This window comes from Bacteroidota bacterium (assembly GCA_030706565.1).
GTDB lineage: Bacteria > Bacteroidota > Bacteroidia > Bacteroidales > JAUZOH01 > JAUZOH01.
In genome coordinates this window covers 1-1,885 of sequence record JAUZOH010000566.1, presented here as the reverse complement: position 1 = coordinate 1,885, position 1,885 = coordinate 1, and the positions used below count along the sequence as shown (strand labels likewise).

Here is a 1,885-nt window from a genome sequence, read left to right as displayed (position 1 = left end):
CTTAGTGTGTAATAGCCTTCAATCATCTCAGAATATTTTAGTTACATAAATTATTATTCATTCTTATGATCAAGCATTTCCATGATGGTAACTATGGTTTTGTTTTCATCGGGAATCATAACCAGCTGAATTTGCAGACTGTCGAAAACTGATTTGACCTTTGCCCCGAATTCTCCAGAAACCACCAGCTTTACTCCCAGTGAAGCCACCAGTTGAACCGAAGCAGGACCAGCCCCTTCCAGGTTGTCTTTGTTGGGATTGGGGATAAATTCTACAGACTTGCTGTCGGTATTGTAAATGACAAAAAAGGAGCAACGGCCAAAGCGGCTGTCCAGTCTTGAATCAATCGTATTTCCTGTAGACGTAATCGCAACTTTCATTTTTGGTAAAATTTGTTTTTTGGGCTTCCTTTCCGGATCATCCGGCAATTACAATCGGGACAAATCTCCTGATGGCAGGGAACTCCATCACTATGGATTTTCTCTTTGCCGCAAACCGGGCAAATACAAACATCCTCTTTTACCTTTGGCTCCGAATCTCCCTTGTATTGTTCGATTTCGGAAGAACCGCAAAGAATGCAACATTTGAGTTCCTTTTCCTTATCGGGACGGTCGAACCAACAACCGCAGGTATGACAATAGTACCAGTCGCTGTCGAAATACACCTTCCCTCCTTCAAATACAATAGGACTTCCCAGAACAAAAGCCTGTGCTACCTTTCTCCTGGCGCTTTCGTAAATCCGGGTAAAGGTCGGACGGGAAACATTCATGGCCTGTGCAGCTTCCTTTTGGCTGTTTAATTCAAAATCGCTTAAGCGGATGGCTTCATATTCTTCATAATTCATCACCACCGGGTTATTTTCCCGCGACAGGCCCATAGGCCTAAATCCCCTGAAATTAGGGGGATTTGTCATTTTCCGTATACGTTTCGGACGCGACATATTATGAGCATTTGTTCATTACAAATATAGTGAACATTTGTTCATAATTTAATTTTTTAATAAAATTTTGTTATAAAACGAACCTGTTTGAGGATAAAACACCAATGATCCGCCAGCTGACAGATCATTGAAAGTATTATAATACATAGGGTTTCATACTACCTGGCGGTACAACAGTTTTTATCCTTAAAATTTATTTTTGCGGTCAATAAACACTGTCATTGAAAAAGTTTGACATACTGTTCAAATATGTATTCCTTACCTCTTCGCGCACCGGTTACTTCCTTGAGAATCCCCAACCTTACAAGGTCGCCCATCAATTTATAGGCTGAAGGATAAGAAATCATTGCTATTTTACTTACCTTCTCTGCATTAATTATTGGTTTTTGATATAAGTGGTTGGTTATTTTTTGAGCCCTGGCTGCCCGGCTGCCCAGTGTTTGAATTTCCTGTTCAACCTGTTTCTGAAGTTGGAGAATACTGTCAAAAGTCTTTATCCCTTTGTTGGCAGTTTCAATAACGCCGACCAGAAAAAACTTAAACCACTGGTTTATATCATTTTTCTCCCTTACCCCCATCAAATTGTCGTAATAAAGACGGCGATGAGCTTCCAAAAAATCGGAAAGATAAAGGACCGGCTTTTTCAAAATCCCCTTTTCAACTAAATATAAGGAGATCATCAATCTTCCAATGCGCCCGTTACCATCCAGAAAAGGATGAATGGTTTCAAACTGATAATGGATCAAAGCAATTTTTAAAAGTTCAGGCAGGAGTATATCCCGGTTATGAACAAACTTTTCCAAATCACCCATCAAATCAGGAATAGAAGAATAAACAGGCGGAACAAAAGAAGCGTCGTTTATTGTGGCTCCGCCAATCCAATTTTGGCTGTGCCTGAATTCACCAGGCTGCCGGTTTGCTCCCCTGACTCCCTGCAACAACGCT

3 protein-coding genes are annotated in these 1,885 nt (G+C 40.8%); all 3 read right to left on the bottom strand.

Features of this window, described 5'->3' with window-relative positions; translation table 11 throughout:
* Nucleotides 1–53 precede the first annotated feature (53 nt).
* Nucleotides 54–380, bottom strand: coding sequence for a NifB/NifX family molybdenum-iron cluster-binding protein (locus Q8907_16830; GenBank protein MDP4275934.1), 327 nt, complete (start codon nucleotides 378–380; stop codon nucleotides 54–56).
* Nucleotides 377–940: a DUF134 domain-containing protein gene (locus Q8907_16825; protein ID MDP4275933.1), complete on the bottom strand. Its 564-nt coding sequence runs from the start codon at nucleotides 938–940 to the stop codon at nucleotides 377–379. Before Q8907_16825 ends, Q8907_16830 begins: the two co-directional genes overlap by 4 nt.
* Before the next feature lie 218 nt (nucleotides 941–1,158).
* Nucleotides 1,159–1,885, bottom strand: a 727-nt coding sequence (locus Q8907_16820; protein MDP4275932.1) for a Fic family protein, incomplete at its 5' end; no start/stop codon positions are given.

Bases quoted from the DNA above. Each gene is read 5' to 3' on its own strand.
- Q8907_16825 (MDP4275933.1), bottom strand. From the start codon at position 940: ATGTCGCGTCCGAAACGTATACGGAAAATGACAAATCCCCCTAATTTC.
- Q8907_16830 (MDP4275934.1), bottom strand. From the start codon at position 380: ATGAAAGTTGCGATTACGTCTACAGGAAATACGATTGATTCAAGACTG.